Here is a 15,798-nt window from a genome sequence, read left to right as displayed (position 1 = left end):
TTAGCACTTCATCTCGATGTATTTCTGTGCGCAGGAGGCGGCTATCGCACCGTCTGCAGCAGCCGTTAGAACCTGCCTCAGCGGTGTTACCCTGATATCGCCTGCTGCAAAGATCCCCGGTATGTTCGTCTCCATCCTGTCGTTGGTGATAATATAGCCCTCTTCGTCCAGCTTTATCAGATCCGATACAAACTCCGTGTTGGGTGTTAGGCCGACATAGATGAAGACGCCGTCCACCTCAACCCTGGACAACTCACCCGTCTTTACATTTTCTATGAGTATGCCGTTTACGAATTTATCGCCCTGAATCTCCTTTACCACATGGTTGAATATAAATTCGATCTTTTTATTCTCAAACGCCCTATCCTGGAGTATCTTGACGGCCCTGAGTTGATCCCTTCTGTGAATGATATACACCTTTGATGCTAAATTGGCCAGATAGAGGGCCTCTTCTATGGCGGAATCTCCGCCACCTATGACGGCAACGGGCTTTCCTCTAAAGAACGCACCGTCGCATGTTGCGCAATAGGAAACACCCCTGCCTGTAAACTTCTTCTCGCCGGGGCAGTTTAGTTTGTTTGGTGATGCCCCTGCTGCTATTATGATTGTTTTTGTGGAGAGTTTTGTGCCGTTTGAGAGTGTTACACACTTGGTTTTGCCTTCATCCTCTATGCTCTTTACGCCGTCATAGTTCATCTCAACGCCGAATTTTTCGGCCTGCTTGATGAACTGATCCATCAATTCCATACCGCTGATGCCCTTAGGAAAGCCCGGATAGTTTTCCACCTCATACGACATTACTATCTGGCCGCCAAAGACCTTCTCTTCACAGATTATGGTCTTTAGGCCACCCCTGGCGGCGTATATGCCTGCAGCCAATCCAGCCGGACCCCCACCTATTATAACGACATCGTACATCTATTCCTCCAGTTTCTATTTGGGTTATGGTGAAGCTGCTTTGGAATTATAAAACCTGTTGCAACTTCTCTACTATATACTCCTTTGGCACTGCGCCGATGATCTGGTCAACAACCTCACCGTCTTTAAAGATCATAAGGGTGGGTATGCTCATGATGCCGTATCTAACGGCTATATTTGGCTCATCATCGGTGTTGAGCTTTCCTACCTTTAGTTTTCCTGCATATTCCTCTGCAATCTCGGCAACTACCGGTGCAACCATTCTGCAGGGTCCGCACCACGGAGCCCAGAAGTCAACTAAAACAGGGACATCGGAATTCAAAACCTCGCTTTCCCAATTGGCTTCGGTCAACTGTATTTCTGCCATTGTTCCCTCCCTTTTACATCTTAAATTTGCCTTTGAATAATAGGTATGTTTGAGGGTTTTGTCAAGAATAAGAAAGTAAGAGGGAGCTAAATTACCTCTTCCATGCCATCTTCAGCATCAAGCTGCTCCAATGCAAACAGTACAGCCTTCTTGACATCCTCTTTGTTGGTGGCGTTTATCCTTATTACGGGTATATCCTCGGGCAACTCCTGCAGGATCTCCTTTATTGTCTCTTCAGGCACCTTGTTGTCTAAATCGTTTTTTGTAAGGGCAACCACCGTAGGTATGCGCTTTAGCGTGATGAATTTTTTAAAGTAATGGGGGATGGCCCTTAACGATTTTTCATCTGTAATGTCGCCCAAAATGATCAAGGCCAAGGCGTTTTTTACCAGCAACGGATAGATGAAATCGAAGCGCTCCTGACCGGGGGTTGCATACAGATGTATTACAAGGTCGTTATCGATTGTGAGCCTTCCAAAATCCATTGCCACCGTTGTGAAGGCCTTGATTTCCTTTAGCTCCTTCTCGCTTACAGGTTTATCCGTCGTGATTGGGTCTATCTCGCTGATCTGTTTTATGAATTCCGTTTTTCCTGCATTAAAGCTCCCGGTAATTATGATTTTGAATATCATCACAAACCCCTTATTTTATCTATAATTTTTTTCAGAAAACTCTTTTTTATCTTTACATCGAATTTCTTATTTGCTGAAGGTTCTTTTAACTCTATCATGTTCAAAAGATACATACAGACGACAGCCTTTGCCTTTGAGAGGTTTGAACCGTTCTCTGTTATCTCCCTTACGCTTACAGAATCCTCCTTGGATGCTATTCTGTCTATGTCTAAGTTGTCCGTTATGAGGTCTATCTGTTTTAGTATGTATGCCGGCGCTTTTAGCCTTATGTGGTGGTCTAAATCGGGCAGAAAAGACAGAAGTAAATCTTTGTCGTTTATCTTGTCGATCGCCTTGACCACAAACTCCCTTAGGTTTGTTTTGAATACCTTGTTGGATAAGGGCATCGATAGGAATTCATTGAGGTTTAAGGGTTCCGATGCTATCTCCACATTTTTGAGGCCTATTATGTCATACGGTTCTTCTAAATCAGATGAGACAATATAGAGGTCTGTCCCCATGGTTAGGCCGTATAGTTTGGATTCACCGTTTTTTATTATGAATTTGGTGTTGCCCTTTAGACTCTTCAGGAAGTTGAATATGTCGCATTCCCTATATATCGGGTTGCCTATGAAGCTGTCTAAGTCGATCTCGTCTAAGTTGTAATTGGTCTGTATCTCTATGCCTTCTTTGTTTAGCGTTCTTATGATCTCCTCGGCGAATGTGGGTTTCGGTATGGGGGTCATGTAAAACTCTTTAGGAACCACCTCGCCGGGTTCTTTGAATATTATGATGTGGGGTTTCTGCATGGCCTTGGAGTATAGGATCTCGGCCAATTTGGGCTTAACAATAGTGCCTTTGTTTTTTCCTATGACGACAACAGGGAAGTTTGAGTTTTCGATCTTTGTCACCGCATCCTTGGGGTTGTCCACCACCTCGGCCCTGTATGAGAGTTTTTCAAAGAAGAACCGAATGATGTCGTTCAAAATAGGATCATCACATACGACTAACGCTCTTTTTTCCATTGGCACTCCATAACTAACCAAAAGATTTAATTGTAATATACTAATCTTAGTTAGATAGTCAAGAAAAAAATCACTGTTGTAGACAAGCGGGGCTTGCTAAATTTTACCTTTTTAAGTTTTTTGCTTGACATCCGATATAGTAATTAGGTAAAAGTGGGTAATTGTGGGTGAAAGTGGATGTTCAGGGGAAGATTTGAATACGCTCTGGATGATAAGGGAAGGGTAAAGATACCCCCCAAATTTAAGGATATCCTCAAGGATAAGCACCAAAACAGCCTGGTATTAACCGTCTTCGATGAGTGTATATACGCATACCCATACGATGTATGGGAGGAGCTTGAAAGAAAGGCGGTGAACTTGCCGTTAACGAACAAGGCCGCAAGAAGGTTTAAGAGGATGTTTTTCTCATCGGCTCAGGATGTCTCCATAGATAAACAGGGCAGGATACTAATCCCCTCTGTGCTGAGGGAGGATGCTGCCATAGAGAAGGATGTGGTGATATTGGGCAATTTAGACCACATAGAGATATGGTCTAAACAGAAGTGGGATGAGGAATCGAAGGCCTTGAGGGAATCTGAAGAGGAATTGGCAGAAGAGATCGAGAAGTTGGGGATATTCTAAATGAAGCACAAAAGCGTCCTTTTGAATAGGATAATTGAAATCATACAACCAAAAAGCGGCGGGGTGTATGTGGATATGACCTTAGGCGCTGCAGGGCATACACAGGAGTTGCTCAAATTATCCTCGCCGGATGGTATTGTTGTGGCCTTTGATAAGGATATTGAGGCTATTAATCACGCACAGGAAAAGCTAAAGGAGACCTATGGAGAGAGGTTGATTCTGATAAACGACGATTATGCCAGAATCTCTGAATACCTCAAGGATCTGGGTATTGATGGAGTTGACGGTGTGGTTATGGATTTGGGCGTTTCGCTTGATCAGCTAAAATCCGATAGGGGTTTTTCCTTTAGTATAGATGCGCCGTTGGATATGAGGATGGACAAAAGAAAACCCTTAACGGCAGAAAAGATCGTAAACCACTGGGATCTTGAGGAGATAGAGAAAATCTTAAGGTTGTATGGGGAGGAGAACTTCTCAAGAAGGATTGCAAAGGCCATAGTGAAAAACAGACCCATCCAGACAACAAGGCAGTTGGCCGAGATTGTGGAGTTGGCCGTTCCAAAGAACATCTCAAGGAGGATACACCCGGCCACAAGGACATTCCAGGCCTTAAGGATCGTGGTAAACGATGAGCTTGAGAGTCTGCAGATAGGGTTGAAATCGGCCATTGAGGCGCTAAAGCCCGGTGGCATTATTTGTGCTATATCCTTTCACTCCTTGGAAGACAGGATTGTAAAGAACATCTTTAGGGAGAATAAGCAGAACGGTGTTTTGAGGCTGATAAACAAAAAACCCATCAGGCCGACGCCCCAGGAGGTTAAAGGCAACAAGCAGGCAAGGTCTGCCAAGTTAAGGTGCGCCCAGAAATTGAATAAGGAGGGGGACGATGCTTGATTATGCCGATGTGAGGGCTGTAGATTCTAAAGAGGTTTTAGTCAAACAGAAAGAGACCTTATACCCCTTAAGGATAAATCTCCTATATCTGTTTGTGTCCATTATGGTTGGCATGTTGATATATATGGTGGGGTATCAAAATATCAGCATTGCCCAGCTAAATCACGACATAAGCCTTAAACAGGCCAAGATAAGAGACTTAAAGCTTAAAGAGCAGCAACTAATGAAGAAGCAGCAGCAGATCTTTAATTACTATTCCGTTATCAGGGATGGCAAACTCCAATACGCCACGGGCAATAGCATTAAGATAATCCATTGAACAGGGTTCGATTTAGTTTTGTTGTATCCCTTATATTCGCCTCCTTCCTTATCGTTGTAATAAAATCGTTCTATATACAGCTTATAAAGGGCAAGGCCTATAAAGAGGAGTATGTAAAAAAGCTTGTTAAAACTATTACGGTTTCAGGCAGAAGGGGATTGATTTACGATGAAAAGGGCAGGCCGCTTGCCCTGAATTACCCCGTTTTTGATCTGTTTGTTGACCCGTATTATCTGTTTCAGTTGCGTAAGGTATACAAAACCGACGAGTATTACAGGCAGCGTGAGGAGTTGTTTGTTGAGGATTTGAGCAACATCCTCCATATAAGCAAGAATCGGCTCTGGTCGTTGATAAATAGCAATAGAAGCAGGCGGTATGTGGTGATTAAAAAGAACCTATCCTTGGATGATTACAATAGAATCAGAAACGACGATAACTTCATAAGGGCGTTTGGTTTTATCAAGAGGTTTAGGAGGTTTTATCCGGATGGTGAGTTTTCTGCCCATGTGGTCGGTTTCTGTTATTCGAATAACAGGGGGGCTGAGGGGCTTGAGAGGTATTACGATAAATACCTGTCGGGTTTGAGTATAAAGGAGGATATCGCATACGATATATACAAAAGACGCACGGCAGCCAACCCGATTGACGGTGTAAATCTAAAGATCTCTTTAAATAGGGATATTCAGGATTTTGTGCATGAGCAACTGAGGAATACGGTTTTGAAGCATGAAGCGGATAAGGGCGTTGTGGTTGTTATGGATCCATACACAGGCGAGGTTGTAGCGATGGATTCCTATCCCTTCTATGACAACAACCACTTCTGGCATTACAGTTATGTTTATGTGAAGAATAGGGCTGTTAGCGATGCCTTTGAACCGGGCAGTGTCTTTAAACTTTTAACCATGGCGGCTGCCTTAGATAGCGGTATATTTAAGGGCAATGAGAGGATTTATTGTCAGAACGGCAGATGGAGGCTGCACGGTAAGGTGATACACGATGTTCATAGGTTCAAGATGCTAAGGTTTAGGGATGTGTTTGTTTATTCCAGCAATATAGGGAGTGCAAAGATCGCCCTGAAGCTTGGCAAAAAAGTGTTTTATAGCTATTTGAATAGATTTGGTTTGGGCAGAAAAACAGGTATTGATACCATCTCGGAGACAAAAGGCATAGTGAAGGATATATTCAATGTGGGCGATGTGGATTTAGCCAATATGGCCTTCGGTCAGGGTATCAGTGTTAGCGAGATTCAGCTGTCTGTTATGTATAGTGTCATAGCAAACGGGGGATACTGGGTTAGACCGCATTTTATGGTTAAAACATTTAAGGATAATTCAACACAGGGCTATACCGTTTTTAAAAAGCGAATACTAAAGCCCTCAACGGTTGAAAAGATAAAGGGTATTTTGAGGGATGTTGTTGTCTATGGCACAGGCAAGAATGCCGCTTTGGATGATTATGCTGTGGCGGGCAAGACCGGAACAGCCCAGATAGCAAAGCACGGTAAGTATCAGAAGCAGTATGTAGCCTCTTTTGTCGGATTCGCTCCGTTCTCACATCCTAAGTTTGTGGTTGCCGTTTCTATATTCAACCCCAAAAAAGGGGGGTTCTATGGCGGAGAGGTGGCAGCCCCCCTATTTGCCAGGGTTATGGAGTTTGTTTTGCACTATTACGGTGTAATGCCGGATAAAGATTAACTAAAAAATGAAGTAGCACTTGATATTTCACGCCGTTGAATATATTATTGTTTTAGTCTAATAAAAAATTAAGGGAGGTGCCTATGCCGAAGGTAACATGGATAGGTCAGGCTGCAGTGTTGGTTGAAGGAAATAACACTAAGTTTATTATCGATCCTTTCATTACAGGGAATCCTGATGTAAAAGAGGGGACATTCAAACCTGAGGATGTTAATGTGGATTATATCCTTTTAACACACGGCCACTGGGATCATTTAGGTGATGCCATAGATATAGCAAAAAGAACGAAGGCCACAATCGTTGCCCCCTTTGAGCTTGTGGATTACTGCTCCAAAAAGGGTGTTGAGAATGTTCACCCCATGCACATAGGAGGGGCTCACAGGTTCAGCGATGATTTTTGGGTAAAGCTCACCATAGCACACCACGGAAGCGCCGTTATAAACGATGAGGACGGTGTTGTATATACGGGCAATCCGTGCGGATTCTTGGTAGAGATCGATGGCAAGGTGATATACCATGCGGGTGATACGGGTCTGTTTTTGGATATGCAGCTTATAGGTCAGATGAGGGATATCGATTTGGCCATCCTGCCGATAGGTGATAACTTCACTATGGGGCCTGAGGATGCGGCCAAGGCGGTTGAGTTCTTGAAGCCGAAGATGGTTATGCCCATACACTATCTGGCCTGGGATTTGATAAAACAGGATCCAAACGAATTTGCTAAGCTTGTGGGCGACAAGGCAGCTGTTAAGGCCATAATGCCGGGCGAAAGCTTGGATATTTAGACCCAAGGGGCTTTTGCCCCTTTTTTCTTGTTAAAAACGCATAGAGATGGTAAAGTTCCACCTGTTATGGTGGAGCTTTTAAGTCCTGCCGGGAATTTAGAGAAACTCAAGTTTGCCATTGAATACGGTGCTGATGCCGTGTATACGGCGCTTAAGAGCTTCTCTTTGCGCTCCCGTGCCTCCAATTTGAGCCCTGATGAGTACAAAGAGGCGATAGAGTTTGTAAAGTCCCGCTCAAAGAGGCTCTATCTGACGCTGAATTCATATATCTTCGATAGAGAGTTAGACGATCTAAAAAGGGTGCTGGATTTTCTAAACAGATACCCACCCGATGCCGTTATAGTTTCCGATTTGGGTGTTTTGTCTTTGGTTAATAGGTATACCGATATACCCGTGCATATAAGCACACAGGCCAATATAACCAATTCGGCCGCCGCAAACCTTCTGAAAGATTTTAATGTGGAGAGGGTTGTGCTTGCAAGGGAGTTAACGCTTGAGGATATAAAGGAGTTTAAGAAGAACAGCAATGTGGAGCTTGAGGCCTTTGTTCACGGTGCTATGTGTATGTCGTATTCTGGCAGGTGTTTTTTAAGCGCCTATCTTACAGGAAGAAGCGCAAATCGTGGGGATTGTGCGCAAAGCTGCAGGTGGAGGTATAAGATCATTGAGCAGAAAAGACCCAATGAGGTGTTTGAGGTTGAGGAGCATCCCGAGGGCAGCTTTATATTCAACTCATACGATATGTGCGCCCTGCCCATATTGGATAGGTTGATAGATGCCGGTGTTAGCTCTTTTAAGATTGAGGGGAGAATGAAGAGTCTCTATTATGTGGCCGTAACCACCGCCGTTTACAGGGATGCTATAGATACGATATTAAGCGGAGGGGATTTTAAATCGAAGATACCGTTCTATATGGAGGAGCTTAAAAAGGTTAGCCACAGGCCCTATTCGTTTGGCTTCTATCTTGCCCATCCCAAGCAGTATATAGAAAGCTCAGGATACATAAGGAAGTGTAGATTTTCTGCTGTGGTGCTAAAAAGGGATAAAGACAGCTATCTCATAGGCGTAAGGGATAGGATGGAGAGTGGATACTATGAGGTTTTTTCGTCCAGCTTACAGATAAAGAGGGTTTACATAGACGGTTTTATGGATGAGAATGGTTGCAAAAAAAAGTGTGGAAATCCCAATGAAATTTTGTATATTAGGATACCTGAAGATTTAGAGGAGCTTAGTCTATTGAGAAGGTGCGATGAGGATAATAGCCGGTAAGTTAAAATATAAGAAACTTTATTATAAGAAGAACCAATTCCTGAGACCCACAAGGAGCATAGTCAGGAAATCTTTTTTTGATACGATGAGGGATGTGATAGAGGGCAGCGTATTTGTCGATCTGTTTGCAGGCAGCGGTTCTATAGGCATGGAGGCCCTCTCAAGGGGTGCAAAAAGGGTTATTTTTGTGGATAGTGCCAAAGAGAGCGTTGATTTGATAAGAAAAAACACCAGGGATATGGACAATGTCGATGTGCTTAAAATGGATGCGTTTAGATTCTTAGATGAACCCATCTTAAAAAGGGCCGATGTCATCTATGTGGATCCGCCTTATTCGTTTGAGATCGACGGTTTCTTGATGGGATTGTTCGATATGGTTAATAGGGATGCAATAGTGTGCGTTGAGCACGATAAGAAATCGCCCATAAACAGTGAGTTTGGGCAGTTTAGGCGTTTTAAGAGCAGGAGTTTTGGCAAGAATACTTTAGATTATTTTGGGGTGATAGATGAGTGAGGTTATAGCTTTGGTGCCTGGAACCTTTGATCCTATCACAAACGGACATATCGACATAATCAAAAGGGCCAAGAAGATATTTGATAAGATCATAGTGGCGGTGGCCACCAATGCCGGTAAAATGCCGTTGTTTAGCTTTGAGGAGAGGGTTGAGCTTACAAAGAAGGTCGTTGAGACCGATAGGGAGCTATGGGGTGTTGAGGTTGAGGGTGTAAAGGGTCTGCTTGTGGATTTTGCCAAAAGGGAGAATGCAAAGGTTGTGGTAAGGGGCTTGAGGGCTGTTTCTGATTTTGAGTATGAGCTGCAGATGGCCTTTATGAATAGGCGCTTAAATGAAGAGGTTGAGATGATTTACATGATGCCATATATAAAGTACTCCTTCTTGAGTTCATCCATAGTTAAGGATGTCTTTTTTAATGGCGGCGATATATCAAAGTTTGTGCCTGAGGTTGTAATAGAGGCTATGAGAAAAAAATTATCCGAAAGGAGAGGTTAGATGAGTAAAGCAAAGCTTAATGCAAGGATCAACAGGATTGAGCCTTCCATGACCATTGGTATCAGCGCAAAGGCAAAGGAGCTGTGCGCTGCTGGGCTGGATGTCTTGAGCTTTTCTGCGGGGGAGCCGGATTTTGATACGCCCGACAACATAAAGATTGCCGCCATCAAAGCAACGGTCGATGGGTTTACCAAGTATACTGCAGCAGGTGGAATAAACGAACTCAGGGATGCTGTGGTTGAGAAGCAGAAAAGGAGAAACGGCCTGGATTACAAAAGGGAGAATGTCTGTATATCCGTTGGCGCAAAACATGCACTATTCAACATAGCCGCTGTTATGCTTGAGGAAGGCGATGAGATAATCATACCTGCGCCTTACTGGGTTACCTATGAGGCGATAGCAAAGTATGTTGGTGCAAAGCCTGTTATTATAGAGACAAAAGAGGAGAATGGGTTTATACCGACACCTGAGGATTGGGAGAAGGCCATTACACCAAATACAAAGATGATCCTTTTGAACAACCCGTCCAATCCGACCGGGGCAACATACGAAAAGGAGGATCTGGAGTTTATTGCCAAGCTGGCCGAAAAACACGATCTCTGGATAATTTCTGATGAGATCTATGAGGATATTGTTTTTGATGGATACGATCCTATCAGTATAGCAAGACTCTCCGATTACGCATACGAGAGAACGCTGGTTGTAAACGGTATAAGCAAAACATACTCCATGACAGGTTGGAGAATCGGATATACCTGCGGCGATAAGGATGTTATAGCGGCTATGATAAAGTTGCAATCCCAGAGCACCTCAAATCCCACATCTATAGCCCAGATGGCCGCCTTAGAGGCTTTAAGGGGTCCTCAGGATAGCGTCGAGAAGATGAGGGTTAAGTTTGAGGAGAGGAGAAACTTTATAGTTGAGGCCTTAAACAACATAGATGGTATAACCTGCTTCAAACCCAAGGGCGCCTTCTATGTATTCCCCAACATCTCGGCCTTCTTTGGAAGGGAGTATGAGGGTGAAAAGATTACGGGTTCTATGAAGTTTGCAGAGCTTCTGTTGGAGCATGCTCTAATAGCCGTTGTGCCGGGTATTGCCTTCGGTGATGATAGGTTTATGAGGTTCTCTTTTGCCACAAGTCTGGACAACCTCAAAGAGGGCGTAAAGAGGTTGGAGGAGTTTGTTAAGAAGATTAAATAATTATGGCTGATGAAGACAAGCTAAAGGAAGAGAACCAGACAGATAGTGATGAAGAGGTTATAATAATTGAGGATGAGGAAGAGAGTCAGGAGACTGAGCAGCCGCCTCAAGAGGAAGAGGTTGAACAGGATTTAGAAGGGGAAGAACAAGAGCAACAAGAGGAAGAGCAAGGGCCTAAGAAGAGTAAACTTCTGCTTTATGGGGGTGCTATAGCGGCCGTTGTGGTTGTGGTCGCTTTAGCACTCTTTTTTGTTTTTCACAAAAAGAGCCCGCCAAAACAGAAAAAAATAGAAAAAAAGATAGAACAACCAAAACCCAAACCAAAGCCTAAGCCCAAACCCAAGCCCAAGGGCCCTGTTGCATACAACCCCATCGTTGATGTCCATTTCATCAATGCAATGAGGCTGCAACAGGAGGGTAAATACAAAGAAGCCTTGAAACAGCTAAAGCAGGCGACGGTTGATTTGTATATATCGTATTACGGCATGGCTTACATATATCTGCAGATGGGTGAGGTTGAAAAGGCGAAGGAGTATCTGTTTGATAAAACCAGAAACTATCTAATATTGGCCATACACAACAATCCCAATTACATAAACGGTTATGTAAACCTGTTCAGGATCTATATGGCGCAGAAGGAATACGATAAGGCCTTGGATATGATAAACACCCTAAAGAGCAAAGGGCTCGATGATGAAGATGTGGTTCTTATGAAGGCCTATTACGACTTTGTAAAGAACAACGATGCAACGGCGGCTTTGGGTTTATTAAACAGGTATCCAGATTCGCCCCTGCTTTTATCCTTAGCAGGCGACTATTACCTAAAAAACAATCAGCCCGAAAAGGCCCTGATGTACTTTTCTAAAGCCTTAAGGCTCTATCCAATGGGCAGTGTATATTACAACACATCGCTAATCTATACACAGAATAGTCAATACAAATCAGCCCTAAAGCTCATACCCAAGATGTATTACATGGACATAGAGCGGATACCGTGTAAGAACTATCTGGCGTTCTTTCTTTTATTTAGGGATTCGAAGTTTGATGCGGCAAGCAGGTTTTTATCGCTCAATAAGGATTATTTTGAGGCCTGCTATAGGCGTTTTGAGATAATCCCATCCATATCTTCACCGCTAAATATAAAGAGCTTCTCTATCCGATCGAACTTCAACTTTATGATGGCTGCAGAGGTTCTCAATATGTATCTAAAGCCTGTGGGGCTTCTGCCTGAGAAGGCAAATCCAAATATAAAGCTGGGATTGGTATATCAGAGCCTCGGTCTGACTGAGGATGCAGCCAAGGAGTTCTCCAAGGCCGCCTCGTTCTCTGAGGCTGTGCTTTTAAGTCAGTATGCGAGTAAGTATTACGCTGTAGGTGATTATGCAAAATCCCTTAAGTATTACAAGATGGCCTTAAAAAAATCCCCGACAAACCCCCTGCTTATATACGATGTTGCCATAATGAGCCTAAAAAACCACGATTTGGCCACAGCCAAGGATATGCTGATTCAGCTGACATCGGGCTATCCGATGTTCCCATTGCCCTATTTGGGTATGTTCATAATTAAGCAGATGGAAGGCAAACATATGGATGCAATGAAGTATCTCAACAGCTTCTCACAGAGGCTTAAGTCGCTGGACTATCAGGCGCAGGATAAGTTGAAAGACCTTTCGCTGTTTGCCGACTATATCATAGACAGACTGAATTTCAATAGGGAGAGGCTTAAGCAGCTGAGCGAGTCTCAGAAGAGGGTCTTTTTGTTGTTTGAGGCCTCCTTAAATGAGGATCTGGATTACCTGTCCATAGAAAAGCCCTTTGAAAGGAGTATACACCTAAACTGGGATACCGACAGCCTGGTTGGCGTATGCGAGTATTTCTTTAAGCATTACGACAATGATTACATGAAGAGGCTTATGGCCACCATGTATCTTTTGAACAACGAGCCGTCTAAGGCCTATAAGGCGATGTATAACATAAAGGTGTATACGGCTGAGGATTATTACAAATTGGGCATAGCCTATCTTTTGAGTGGCTATCCGGAGATTGCCGACAACTTCTTTACCAAATCGATTCTAAAAGGGGCCAACTTCTATAACGCTTATGTGGCCAAGGCTATCATACAGGCCTTTAAGGGGAGCCTGGTTGGTGTAAAATACTACCTGAAGATAATACTCAAAAAGAAGGCCAAGCTTGCCTGGTTTAATACGGATGTGTTCTTATCTTACGATATAAGGTTGAAAAGATGAGGGGATTCTTTAAAGCCGTCTTTAAGCTGTTTTTGGGTTTGATATCTGCGGTCATACTTATAGGTCTGGTTGCGGGTTTTGTCTATTTCGGGTCGGTCTATATGAGCGTTAAAAAGGATTTCAATAAGGCCATTAGTGTAAAGATGCTGCCCTTGCCTACCAAGGTTTACTCTGCCGATGGTAAGCTCATAGCCAAGTTTGGACTGCAAAACAGGATTCCCGTGAAGCTTAAGGATGTTTCCCCCTGGATGAGGTATGCCATTTTAGCTGCAGAGGATGCAAGGTTCTATGAGCATGGAGCAATAGATTTGGTTGGTATTGCAAGGGCTTTGATTGTTGATGTGGTAAAGGGCAAAATAGTTCAGGGTGGAAGCACCATAACGCAGCAGCTTGTCAAGAATGTATATTTGACGCCAGCAAGAACCATTGATAGAAAGGTTAAGGAGATAATATTGGCATACAGGATAGAAAAGGAGATGAGTAAAGATGAGATTCTTCAGCTTTATCTAAATACGGTCTATTTTGGCGATGGCGCCTGGGGCGTTGAGGCAGCAGCACGAACATACTTCGATAAGCACGCAAAGGATTTAACAATAAGCGAATCTGCCATGCTTGCAGGCCTTGTGGCTGCACCGAGTTATTACAATCCATACAAACACCCCAAAAGGGCAAGAAAAAGAACGATATATGTTCTAAGAAGGATGTATGAGAACCATTTTATAAACCTCTCTCAATATAAAAGGGCTATGAATGCGAAGATAGTCTTAAGGAAGCCCTCTGCCAATCTGTTTGGTCTTATCGTTGCCCCGTATTTTACCGATTACATCAGGAGTTGGTTGATAGATAAATACGGTGAGGAGATCGTTTACAAAAGCGGACTGAATGTGTATACAACCCTGGATACAAATCTGCAGCGTTTTGCGTTCATAGCCGTAAAGAGCGGTATATTATCCATAAAGAAGAGATACGACGGCCTGCAGGCGGCCTTGATCGCTATGGATCCTAAAACCGGATACATTAAGGCGTTAATTGGCGGTTTTGATTACTCAAAGAGTCAATTCAACAGGGCGTTGCAGGCAAGAAGGCAGCCCGGCAGTTCCTTTAAACCGATAATTTACCTGACCGCTTTGACCGAAGGGTATCTGCCCGATGATACCATTGCCGATATGCCTATTGTATTCAGGTTTAATGGTAAGGAGTGGAGGCCGCAGAACTATGAGAGGGTTTTCCATGGCACCGTAACGCTTAAGTATGCATTGGCGCATTCGGTTAATGTGGCAACCATAAACCTATTGAATAGTGTCGGGATAGGTAATGTCATAAGCATGGCGCATCAGCTGGGCATAAGAGAGAAGATACCGCACAATTTATCCATAGCGTTGGGCTCTTTGAGTGTAAAACCCATAGAGATGGTAAGGGCCTATGCTGCTTTTGATAATTACGGCCTCCTTCCAGAGCCTATATTTATAACCAAGATAGTTGATAAATACGGAAGGGTTATATACAGGGCAAAGCCCAGGCTGAGAAGGGTTTTTGACGATGTGGATGGGTATATCCTAACCGGCATGCTTAGAAATGTTATACTCTATGGCACAGGCAGGGCGGCAAGGGTGATAAAAAGGCCGTTAGCTGGCAAAACCGGCACAACGAACAATTACAGGGATGCGTGGTTTATAGGTTATTCCCCCGATCTTGTCTGTGGTGTTTGGGTGGGTTATGACGATAATCGCATGATATTTAAGGGTGCCACCGGAGCCAGGGCGGCTCTGCCTATATGGATAAAGTTTATGTCCAATGCCTTAGAGGGAGAGCCCGTTAAGGATTTCCCTATACCTAAAGGCATAACAAAGGATATTGTCGATATGGTTAACTCACCGCCAGAAAATCCCGAAGAACTACAGACCACCAAACCAACCATTCAACAGCTCTATGAAAATGCAATCCAATGAGATATACATCGAAAGAATCGAAGGGGTTTACCTCAATCAGAGGATAGATAAGGTTATCTCGGATATTTTAGACATACCCAGAAACCAGATACAGAATTACATAAAGGAAGGGCTAATAAGGGTATGTGATAGGGTTGTTCCTAAAAGCTATAGGTTGAAGGCAAACGATTGTCTGAGCATAACCATACCCCCGCCAAGGGATAATAGAATAGAGCCCAAGGATGCCCCTATAAACATCTTGTTCGAGGATGACGATATCGTTGTGGTTGAAAAACCCGCAGGTATCGTTGTGCATCCGGGGGCTGGGTGTGAGGATGTTAGCGTTGTCTCTGCTTTGAGGTATAAGGGGGTGGGTCTGTCCAATATAGGTGCACCGTTGAGGGGTGGTGTGGTGCACAGGATAGATAAGGACACAAGCGGTGTTATAGTGCTTGCCAAAAACGATAAGGCGCACTTCTTCCTTGCCAGGCAGTTCTTTGAGCACTACATCGAAAGGAGGTATATAGGCGTTGTGAGTTGCCACTTAAAAGAGGGCAGTGGCAGGATAGAAAAGCCCATAGGCAGGCACCCTAAGAATAGAAAGCTGTTTGCTGTGGTTGAGAAGGGTAAAGAGGCGATTACATTTTACAAGCTCTTAAAAAGACTTGAAAACTATGATGTGGTTATGTTTAAATTACAAACAGGCAGGACACATCAGATAAGGGTTCATATGAAATACTTGGCTTGTCCGCTTGTGGGAGATGCCGTTTATGGTGGAGCTTTAAGGGGAATCAAAAGACAGGCCCTCCATGCTTTTGTTTTGGGCTTTAGACATCCAAAAAGCGGTAAGTTTTTGAGGTTTTATTCTAAACTGCCCGAAGACATGAGGGCTTTGATTGGAGGTTAGT

The 15,798-nt window shown here is 43.7% G+C and carries 16 protein-coding genes; 12 read left to right on the top strand and 4 right to left on the bottom strand.

The window, feature by feature from the left end; all coding sequences use genetic code 11:
• The 4 genes from trxB to D891_RS0105625 all read right to left on the bottom strand — a co-directional run bounded on the left by trxB (position 1) and on the right by D891_RS0105625 (position 2,921).
• Positions 1 to 918 (bottom strand): thioredoxin-disulfide reductase, encoded by a 918-nt coding sequence (trxB, locus tag D891_RS0105640; RefSeq protein ID WP_025270160.1) that lies wholly within the window; start codon positions 916 to 918, stop codon positions 1 to 3.
• 46 nt (positions 919 to 964) lie between these two features.
• Positions 965 to 1,285: a thioredoxin gene (gene trxA / locus D891_RS0105635; protein WP_025270159.1), complete on the bottom strand. Its 321-nt coding sequence runs from the start codon at positions 1,283 to 1,285 to the stop codon at positions 965 to 967.
• 86 nt (positions 1,286 to 1,371) lie between these two features.
• Positions 1,372 to 1,917 (bottom strand): GTP-binding protein, encoded by a 546-nt coding sequence (locus D891_RS0105630; protein WP_025270158.1) that lies wholly within the window; start codon positions 1,915 to 1,917, stop codon positions 1,372 to 1,374.
• Positions 1,917 to 2,921, bottom strand: coding sequence for a response regulator (locus tag D891_RS0105625; protein ID WP_025270157.1), 1,005 nt, complete (start codon positions 2,919 to 2,921; stop codon positions 1,917 to 1,919). The genes D891_RS0105630 and D891_RS0105625 overlap by 1 nt, the downstream gene beginning before the upstream one ends.
• 177 nt (positions 2,922 to 3,098) lie before the next feature.
• Here D891_RS0105625 and mraZ point away from each other — a divergent pair, with 177 nt between their 5' ends.
• The 12 genes from mraZ to D891_RS0105565 all read left to right on the top strand — a co-directional run bounded on the left by mraZ (position 3,099) and on the right by D891_RS0105565 (position 15,797).
• Positions 3,099 to 3,542, top strand: coding sequence for a division/cell wall cluster transcriptional repressor MraZ (gene mraZ / locus D891_RS0105620; protein ID WP_025270156.1), 444 nt, complete (start codon positions 3,099 to 3,101; stop codon positions 3,540 to 3,542).
• On the top strand, positions 3,543 to 4,436 hold the full coding sequence (gene rsmH, locus D891_RS0105615) for a 16S rRNA (cytosine(1402)-N(4))-methyltransferase RsmH (protein WP_025270155.1): 894 nt from the start codon (positions 3,543 to 3,545) through the stop codon (positions 4,434 to 4,436).
• Entirely contained in the window at positions 4,429 to 4,755 is a 327-nt protein-coding gene (locus tag D891_RS0105610) for a hypothetical protein (RefSeq protein ID WP_025270154.1), read from the top strand. The genes rsmH and D891_RS0105610 overlap by 8 nt, the downstream gene beginning before the upstream one ends.
• Complete coding sequence (locus tag D891_RS0105605) at positions 4,752 to 6,449, top strand: peptidoglycan D,D-transpeptidase FtsI family protein (RefSeq protein WP_025270153.1); 1,698 nt, start codon at positions 4,752 to 4,754, stop codon at positions 6,447 to 6,449. Before D891_RS0105610 ends, D891_RS0105605 begins: the two co-directional genes overlap by 4 nt.
• 83 nt (positions 6,450 to 6,532) lie before the next feature.
• A complete protein-coding gene (locus D891_RS0105600; protein ID WP_025270152.1) occupies positions 6,533 to 7,234 on the top strand; it encodes a metal-dependent hydrolase in 702 nt (233 codons plus the stop codon).
• 66 nt (positions 7,235 to 7,300) lie between these two features.
• Positions 7,301 to 8,503: a U32 family peptidase gene (locus tag D891_RS0105595; protein ID WP_025270151.1), complete on the top strand. Its 1,203-nt coding sequence runs from the start codon at positions 7,301 to 7,303 to the stop codon at positions 8,501 to 8,503.
• Positions 8,484 to 9,017 carry a 16S rRNA (guanine(966)-N(2))-methyltransferase RsmD gene (gene rsmD, locus D891_RS0105590; RefSeq protein WP_025270150.1) on the top strand — a complete coding sequence of 178 codons (534 nt, stop codon included), beginning with the start codon at positions 8,484 to 8,486 and terminating at the stop codon, positions 9,015 to 9,017. The genes D891_RS0105595 and rsmD overlap by 20 nt, the downstream gene beginning before the upstream one ends.
• A complete protein-coding gene (gene coaD / locus D891_RS0105585) occupies positions 9,010 to 9,513 on the top strand; it encodes a pantetheine-phosphate adenylyltransferase (RefSeq protein WP_025270149.1) in 504 nt (167 codons plus the stop codon). The genes rsmD and coaD overlap by 8 nt, the downstream gene beginning before the upstream one ends.
• Positions 9,514 to 10,716: a pyridoxal phosphate-dependent aminotransferase gene (locus tag D891_RS0105580; protein WP_025270148.1), complete on the top strand. Its 1,203-nt coding sequence runs from the start codon at positions 9,514 to 9,516 to the stop codon at positions 10,714 to 10,716.
• Positions 10,717 to 10,718: 2 nt separating this feature from the next.
• Positions 10,719 to 12,962 (top strand): tetratricopeptide repeat protein, encoded by a 2,244-nt coding sequence (locus D891_RS0105575; RefSeq protein ID WP_025270147.1) that lies wholly within the window; start codon positions 10,719 to 10,721, stop codon positions 12,960 to 12,962.
• On the top strand, positions 12,959 to 14,911 hold the full coding sequence (locus D891_RS0105570; protein WP_025270146.1) for a penicillin-binding protein 1A: 1,953 nt from the start codon (positions 12,959 to 12,961) through the stop codon (positions 14,909 to 14,911). The genes D891_RS0105575 and D891_RS0105570 overlap by 4 nt, the downstream gene beginning before the upstream one ends.
• Positions 14,892 to 15,797, top strand: coding sequence for an RluA family pseudouridine synthase (locus D891_RS0105565; protein WP_084042324.1), 906 nt, complete (start codon positions 14,892 to 14,894; stop codon positions 15,795 to 15,797). Before D891_RS0105570 ends, D891_RS0105565 begins: the two co-directional genes overlap by 20 nt.
• The last annotated feature ends 1 nt before the right edge of the window (position 15,798 follow it).

It is taken from the genome of Hippea sp. KM1, assembly GCF_000526195.1.
Lineage (GTDB): Bacteria > Campylobacterota_A > Desulfurellia > Desulfurellales > Hippeaceae > Hippea.
Note: the sequence above shows the minus strand (reverse complement) of the source record. Positions and strands in the feature narration are given on the sequence as shown.